Annotated in this window: 6 protein-coding genes; all 6 read left to right on the top strand. The window is 57.8% G+C overall.

Going from position 1 to position 7,505, the window contains the following annotated elements; all coding sequences use genetic code 11:
• The first annotated feature begins 167 nt into the window (after positions 1 to 167).
• The 6 genes from AO242_RS06855 (at position 168) to AO242_RS06880 (ending at position 7,184) form a co-directional block, all read left to right on the top strand.
• Positions 168 to 1,547: an OprD family porin gene (locus tag AO242_RS06855; protein WP_099268166.1), complete on the top strand. Its 1,380-nt coding sequence runs from the start codon at positions 168 to 170 to the stop codon at positions 1,545 to 1,547.
• A gap of 82 nt (positions 1,548 to 1,629) precedes the next feature.
• Positions 1,630 to 3,225 carry an ABC transporter substrate-binding protein gene (locus AO242_RS06860; protein WP_099268167.1) on the top strand — a complete coding sequence of 532 codons (1,596 nt, stop codon included), beginning with the start codon at positions 1,630 to 1,632 and terminating at the stop codon, positions 3,223 to 3,225.
• Between the two features lie 72 nt (positions 3,226 to 3,297).
• On the top strand, positions 3,298 to 4,308 hold the full coding sequence (locus AO242_RS06865) for an ABC transporter permease subunit (protein ID WP_099268168.1): 1,011 nt from the start codon (positions 3,298 to 3,300) through the stop codon (positions 4,306 to 4,308).
• An 11-nt stretch (positions 4,309 to 4,319) separates the two neighbouring features.
• Positions 4,320 to 5,231 (top strand): ABC transporter permease subunit, encoded by a 912-nt coding sequence (locus AO242_RS06870; RefSeq protein WP_099268169.1) that lies wholly within the window; start codon positions 4,320 to 4,322, stop codon positions 5,229 to 5,231.
• 10 nt (positions 5,232 to 5,241) lie between these two features.
• Positions 5,242 to 6,210: an ABC transporter ATP-binding protein gene (locus AO242_RS06875; protein WP_099268170.1), complete on the top strand. Its 969-nt coding sequence runs from the start codon at positions 5,242 to 5,244 to the stop codon at positions 6,208 to 6,210.
• Positions 6,210 to 7,184 carry a peptide ABC transporter ATP-binding protein gene (locus AO242_RS06880; RefSeq protein ID WP_027901140.1) on the top strand — a complete coding sequence of 325 codons (975 nt, stop codon included), beginning with the start codon at positions 6,210 to 6,212 and terminating at the stop codon, positions 7,182 to 7,184. The genes AO242_RS06875 and AO242_RS06880 overlap by 1 nt, the downstream gene beginning before the upstream one ends.
• The last annotated feature ends 321 nt before the right edge of the window (positions 7,185 to 7,505 follow it).

Consider the following 7,505-nt stretch of genomic DNA (forward strand, 5'->3'; position numbering starts at 1 on the left):
AAAACAGGTAACTCGCTGCCCTTGACCAAGGGCGGCGAGTATCACCGTTCCAGAAATTCGTTTTGTTAGCAGATGTATCAAAAAAGAACGGGGCAAAAAAAGCCTCACACCACCAGAGCCAGACCAAAAAAACTGGCAACTATAAAGTAGTAAAGGGAGCTTCAATCGTGAGAAAAGTCAGTACCGCAGCAGTCGCTTTTTCCATTGCATCTCTGAGCGCAATGGCACAGGCAGAACCGGTCAGCCAGGCATTCGTGCCAACCCAGCTGAGTTCCAAAAGCGCGCAGGGCGAGGCCGGGGGCTTCATTGAAGATTCACACCTGACCGGTACGACTCGTAACTGGTATGCCAACGAACTGCAACGCAGGGATGGCGAATACACTTACCAGAAGGACGGCGTTACCAAAACGACCCCACGTCGTATCAACTGGCAACAAGGCACCATCGTCAACTACACCTCGGGCTTCACTCAGGGCGTTGTAGGCTTCTCCACCGAGCTGGCACTTTACAACGCCATTGCGCTGGACCGTGATCAGGACCACTTCATTCGTAGCTCCAACCGTACTCTGGCTGACAGCGACGGTGACGCAGTGGGTCAATGGAGCAAGATGGGTCTTGCCAACATCACAGCGCGTGTTTCCAACACCACGCTGACCGCAGGCCGCCAGTCCGTTAACACGCCCGTGATTGCCTTCATCGGTAACCGGGCACTGCCATCCAGCTTCAACGGTGTCACCCTGAAAAGCGACGAGTTCAACAACTTGTCCTTCCAGGCCGGTAGCTACGACCGCGTCTCGCCCCGCATGCAACAGAGCATGACCAAGTTCACCTCTTCGTACGCTGGCAATGGTGCGACGGCTGATCGTGTCGACATGGCAGGCGTGGACTACAAACCGTTCGAAAGCCTGACCACCAGCCTGTATGCCTCCAACGTTGAGGACTTCTGGCACCAGTACTACTTCGCGTTCACCCATGAACTGGGCGATACCGACGTACTGGGCCTGAGCTCAAACCTGAACTACTACAAAACCAAGGATTCGGGCAGCCGCAAACTGGGCCCGATCGACAACGACACTTACAGCCTGTCGTTCACCGCGACCCACAAGGCGCATAGCGTGAGCCTCGCTTATCAGGACGTGAACGGCGACGAGTACTTTGACTACCTCGGCGAATCCAACGCCATCTTCCTGGCCAACTCCCTGCTGTCGGACTTCAACGGCCCGAACGAGAAATCCCTGCAGCTCAGCTATGTGTTGAACATGGCTGAATACGGCGTGCCAGGCCTGAAATTCAACATCTACCAGGCGCGCGGCTGGGACATCGACGGCACCAAATACAAAGGCACTGCTTACAGCGACGTGCTGGCAATGGACGGCGAAACCCACTACGAGTACGGCATCGGCACTTCGTACGCTGTACAGTCCGGCCCACTCAAGGCCACCGCGATCCGCGCGACCTACACCACGCACCGCGCCAGCGAAAATCAGGCTGATGGCAACATCAACGAATTCCGCCTGGTAACCACCATTCCATTCAACATCCTGTAACTCGCACCACGACTGATCCGGCGCGGGGGCCAACACCGCGCCGGATCAGTCGCACAGGCGTTACATCAACGGAGGGTTCACATTGAAACTGTTATCGCTACGCAACTCGATCGCCCTGGCTCTGTTCAGCGCGGCGCTGAGCGTCTCCGCCAAGCCCCTGGTGGTTTGCACCGAAGCCAGCCCGGAAGGCTTCGATATCGTTCAATACACCACCGCGGTCACGGCTGATGCCACGGCCGAAACCTTCCTCGACAAACTGGTCGGATTCAAACCGGGCACTACCGAAACTGAACCCAACCTGGCCGAAAGCTGGGACGTCAGCGAAGACGGTCTGACGTACACGTTCCACCTGCGTAAAGGCGTCAAGTTCCAGACCACCGATTACTTCAAACCTAGCCGCGAGATGAACGCCGACGACGTTCTTTGGAGCTTTCAGCGTCAGCTGGACCCGAAGCACCCGTGGCACGACAAATCTCTGACCGGCTATCCGTATTTCGAAAGCATGGGCTTCAATGACCTGCTTAAAAGCATCGAAAAAGTCGACGACCATACCGTCAAGTTCACCTTGACGCGTCCCGAGTCGCCGTTCCTGCGTGACCTGGCCATGCCGTTCACGTCGATCTACTCCGCCGAGTATGCCGATCAACTGCTCAAGGCCGGTAAAACCGCTGAACTGAACAGTAAACCCATCGGCACAGGCCCGTTCATCCTGACTCGCTATGCCAAGGACGCCCAAGTTCGCTATAAAGCCAACCCGGATTACTGGAAGGGTGCAGTGCCCAGCGAAACATTGATTTTTGCGATCACGCTGGACAGCAATGTGCGCCTGCAAAAGCTCAAGGCCAACGAGTGTCAGGTCGCGCTTTATCCAAAACCGGACGACATCGCAACCATCAAGGCAGACCCCAAGCTCAAGATTGAAGAGATGGAAGCCATGATGACCAGCTACATCGCTATCAACACTTCGCACAAGTACTTGAGCGATGTGCGTGTGCGTGAAGCGATCAACCTGGCGTTCGACAAAAAGGCTTACATAAAGGCGCTGTTTGGCGAAGGCAAAGCAACTGAAGGGGTAAACCCTTATCCGCCAACGCTGCTCGGCTATGCTCACGACATCAAGAACCCTGCACATGATCAGGAAAAAGCCCGGGCACTGCTTAAAGAAGCAGGCGTTCCGGAAGGTCAGGAGTTCAGCCTGTTCCTGCGTAACGGCGGTGCAGTAACTAACCCGAACCCGGCGCTGGGTGCGCAAATGCTGCAAGCGGACCTGGCCAAAATCGGTTTGAAGTTGAACCTGCGCGTCATGGAATGGGGCGAGATGCTTAAACGGGCCAAGGCCGGTGAGCACGACATGGTGTTTGCAGGCTGGGCTGGCGACAATGGCGACCCGGATAACTTCCTGACACCTAACCTGAGTTGCGAAGCCGCGAAGAATGGTGAAAATTACGCCCGCTGGTGTAACAAGGCGTTTGAAGAAGCAATCTCCAAGGCCCGGGAAAAGACCGATCCGGCTGAACGGGCTGCGCTTTATGAACAAGCTCAGCAAATATTTGCCAAAGACGTGCCTTGGCTGAGTCTTGCTTATCCAAAACTGTTTACTGCAATGCGTAGCAACGTCGAAGGCTATCAAATTAGCCCGCTGACTAATAACAACTTCGCCACTACCAGGGTGAAGTAGAAAAATAATCCGGCGGGCTCTAACCAGGGCCCCGTCGGAATATGCCTAACCGGCTGATGAGGAAATACCGAGATGTTTAGTTTTATCGCCCGCCGAGTGGGGTTGTTAATACCCACGTTTTTTGGCATCACTTTACTGACCTTTGCCCTGATCCGCCTGATTCCGGGCGACCCGGTCGAAGTCATGATGGGTGAACGCCGGGTCGATCCGGAAATGCACGCTCAGGCCATGGAACGTCTGGGTCTGAATAAACCCCTGTATGCGCAATACATCGATTACGTTGGCAAGCTCGCCCAGGGCGACCTTGGCGAATCGTTGCGCACGCGGACCAGTGTGTGGACCGAGTTCACCGCACTGTTCCCTGCAACTCTGGAGCTGTCGATTGCGGCGCTGATCTTTGCGGGCATTCTCGGACTGCTGGCCGGTGTCATCGCGGCGCTCAAACGGGGCTCGTTATTCGATCACGGGGTGATGGGCATTTCCCTGGCGGGCTATTCGATGCCGATCTTCTGGTGGGGCCTGATCCTCATCATGTTCTTCTCGGTGACACTGGGCTGGACGCCGGTCTCCGGCCGTATCGACCTGCTGTATGACATCCCGCCAAAAACCGGCTTCATGCTGATCGACACGTTGCTCAGCGATGAAGAAGGCGCTTTCCTCGATGCCCTGCATCACCTGATTCTGCCTGCCATCGTGCTCGGTACTATTCCGCTTGCAGTGATCGCGCGGATGACCCGCTCGTCGATGCTGGAAGTACTGCGTGAAGACTACGTACGGACCGCTCGTGCCAAGGGCCTGTCGCCTGCTCGCGTGGTGTTCGTGCATGGCCTGCGTAACGCGCTGATCCCGGTATTGACCGTGTTCGGCCTGCAAGTCGGCGCCCTGCTCGCCGGTGCGGTTCTGACCGAAACGATCTTCTCCTGGCCGGGTATCGGCAAGTGGCTGATCGAAGCGATCGGTGCCCGTGACTACCCAGTGGTGCAAAACGGCATTCTGCTGATCGCCTGCCTGGTGATCCTGGTCAACTTCGTGGTGGATATCCTCTACGGCTTTGCCAACCCACGCATCCGTCACCAGCGCTGAGATCATTACCTATGAGCACACCTACTCCTTCGGTAGCAGTCGATCAAAGCCTGCTTTACCCCTCGCCGTACAAAGAATTCTGGCAAGCCTTTGCGAAAAACAAAGGCGCGGTTGCCGGCCTGATGTTCATGACCCTGATCGTGTTCTGCGCGCTGTTTGCCCCTTGGGTCGCGCCGCATGACCCGAGCGAGCAATACCGTGACTTCCTGTTGACCCCTCCGGTCTGGCTTGAAGGCGGCCAATGGCAGTTTCTGCTGGGCACCGACGAACTGGGCCGTGACCTGCTCTCGCGCCTGATCGAAGGTTCGCGCCTGTCGCTGCTGATCGGTTTGTCGTCGGTAGTCATGTCGTTGATTCCGGGCATTCTGATGGGCCTGCTGGCCGGGTTCTTCCCGCGCATTCTCGGCCCGACAATCATGCGCCTGATGGACATCATGCTTGCCCTGCCTTCGCTGCTGCTGGCAGTGGCGATTGTCGCCATCCTCGGCCCTGGCCTGATCAACACTGTGATCGCGATCGCCATCGTTTCGCTGCCTTCGTATGTCCGTCTGACCCGCGCTGCAGTCATGGGAGAACTGAACCGTGATTACGTGACGGCTGCACGTCTGGCGGGCGCTACCCTGCCGCGCCTGATGTTCATCACCGTGCTGCCTAACTGCATGGCGCCGCTGATCGTTCAGGCCACCCTGAGTTTCTCCTCGGCAATCCTCGATGCCGCGGCGCTGGGCTTCCTCGGTCTGGGCGTGCAACCGCCAACGCCTGAGTGGGGCACCATGCTCGCTTCGGCACGGGACTACATCGAACGCGCCTGGTGGGTAGTGAGCCTGCCTGGTTTGACCATTTTGCTCAGCGTGCTGGCAATCAACCTGATGGGCGACGGGCTGCGCGATGCGCTGGACCCGAAACTCAAAAATGCCGCCTGAGGAGATTCGCATGTCACTTTTGGAAATCAAGAATCTCAGCGTCCGCTTCGGCGATACCAGCGCTGTGCCGGTTGTCGATGGCCTGTCGTTGAACGTCGAAAAAGGCGAAGTCATGGCAATCGTTGGCGAATCAGGTTCGGGTAAATCCGTGACCATGATGGCGCTGATGGGCCTGATCGATCACCCAGGCGTGATCACCGCCGACTCGCTGAACTTTGACGGTAACGATTTGCTCAAGCTCAGCTCGCGTCAACGTCGCAAAATCATCGGTAAAGACATGGCGATGGTCTTCCAGGACCCGATGACCGCGCTGAACCCGAGTTACACCGTTGGCTTTCAAATCGAAGAGGTTCTGCGTCAGCACTTGAACCTGTCCGGCAAAGCAGCGCGTCAACGTGCCCTTGAATTGCTGCAGAAAGTTGAAATCCCGGGTGCGGCCTCGCGTCTGAATGCCTATCCGCATCAATTGTCGGGCGGCATGAGCCAGCGCGTGGCGATTGCCATGGCGATTGCTGGCGAACCGAAGCTGCTGATCGCGGACGAACCGACCACTGCACTGGACGTGACGATTCAGGCGCAGATCATGGACCTGCTGCTAAGCCTGCAAAAAGAGCAGGACATGGCACTGGTGCTGATTACTCACGACCTGGCGGTTGTGGCTGAAACTGCCCAGCGCGTCTGTGTGATGTACGCAGGCCAGGCCGTTGAAGTGGGTCAGGTACCCGGCTTGTTCGACGTGCCAGGACACCCGTACAGCGAAGCACTGCTGGCGGCGATTCCGGAGCACAGCATGGGCGCCGAACGCCTGGCGACCCTGCCAGGCATGGTTCCGGGCCGTTATGACCGCCCTCAAGGCTGCCTGCTTTCACCGCGCTGCCCTTACGTGCAGGAAAACTGCCGCACCCAGCGCCCGGGCCTTGATCCGAAAGCCCACAGCCTGGCCCGTTGCTTCTATCCCTTGAATCAGGAGGTGGCGTAATGAGCGTCGTTCTTACCGCCCGCGACCTTACCCGTCACTACGAAGTCTCCCGTGGCCTGTTCAAGGGCCACGCGTTGGTGCGCGCCCTGAACGGCGTATCTTTCGAACTTGAAGCAGGTAAAACCCTGGCTGTGGTCGGCGAATCCGGCTGTGGCAAGTCGACCCTGGCCCGCGCCTTGACCCTGATTGAAGAGCCCTCTTCCGGTTCGCTGAAAATCGCCGGTCAGGAAGTCACCGGTGCCAGCAAGGAACAACGTAAACAACTGCGCAAAGACGTGCAGATGGTTTTCCAGAGCCCGTACGCGTCGCTCAACCCTCGGCAGAAAATTGGTGATCAGCTCGGCGAGCCGTTGTTGATCAATACCAGTCTGTCCGCCAAGGAACGTCGCGAGAAAGTGCAGGCGATGATGGCTCAGGTGGGTTTACGCCCTGAGCATTATCAGCGTTATCCGCACATGTTCTCCGGTGGTCAGCGTCAGCGTATCGCCCTGGCACGCGCCATGATGCTGCAACCGAAAGTGCTGGTGGCGGACGAACCGACTTCCGCGCTGGACGTATCGATTCAGGCACAGGTGCTGAACCTGTTCATGGACCTGCAGCAGGAATTCAACACGGCTTACGTGTTCATCTCCCACAACCTGTCGGTGGTGCGTCATGTCGCTGACACGGTGTTGGTGATGTATCTGGGTCGTCCGGCGGAAATGGGTCCCAAGGAGGAGATCTACAACCGTCCGCTGCACCCGTACACCCAGGCTTTGCTGTCGGCGACTCCGACGATTCATCCGGACCCGCTGAAGCCGAAGATCAAGATCGTCGGCGAGCTGCCTAACCCGCTAGACCCGCCAAGCGGCTGCGCCTTCCACAAGCGTTGCCCGTATGCGACCGAGCGCTGCTCTACCGAAGAACCGGCCCTGCGTCTGGTCGACAACCGCCAGGTTGCCTGCCATTACGCTGAGCAGTTTGTGGCGGCGTAAGCCGGGCGCTCCTGCAGCCCCTGTAGGAGCTCACCGAGGTTACGAGGCCAGCGATAGCGGTGCGTCAGATAGACCGCTATCGCGCCCTTCATAACCTCCGGATGTACCTGGTTTTGAACTGCTGCAACCGGGATCCCGGTAGGAGCCAACTTGTTGGCGAGAGGGCTGACGCGGTGATTCTGGCACTCCGCCTCGCGAACAAGTTCGCTCCTACCGAGGAGTGCCGGGTCAGGCTGTTCAGGTAGGAGGCAACTTGTTGACGAGAGGGCTGACGCGGTGATTCTGGCACTCCGCCTCGCGAACAAGTTCGCTCCTACCGGG

This window comes from Pseudomonas sp. ICMP 561 (genome assembly GCF_002699985.1).
Taxonomy (GTDB): Bacteria; Pseudomonadota; Gammaproteobacteria; order Pseudomonadales; family Pseudomonadaceae; genus Aquipseudomonas; species Aquipseudomonas quasicaspiana.

Coding starts and splice junctions, on each gene's coding strand:
- AO242_RS06865 (WP_099268168.1), top strand. CDS start 3,298: ATGTTTAGTTTTATCGCCCGCCGAGTGGGGTTGTTAATACCCACGTTT.
- AO242_RS06870 (WP_099268169.1), top strand. CDS start 4,320: ATGAGCACACCTACTCCTTCGGTAGCAGTCGATCAAAGCCTGCTTTAC.
- AO242_RS06875 (WP_099268170.1), top strand. CDS start 5,242: ATGTCACTTTTGGAAATCAAGAATCTCAGCGTCCGCTTCGGCGATACC.
- AO242_RS06880 (WP_027901140.1), top strand. CDS start 6,210: ATGAGCGTCGTTCTTACCGCCCGCGACCTTACCCGTCACTACGAAGTC.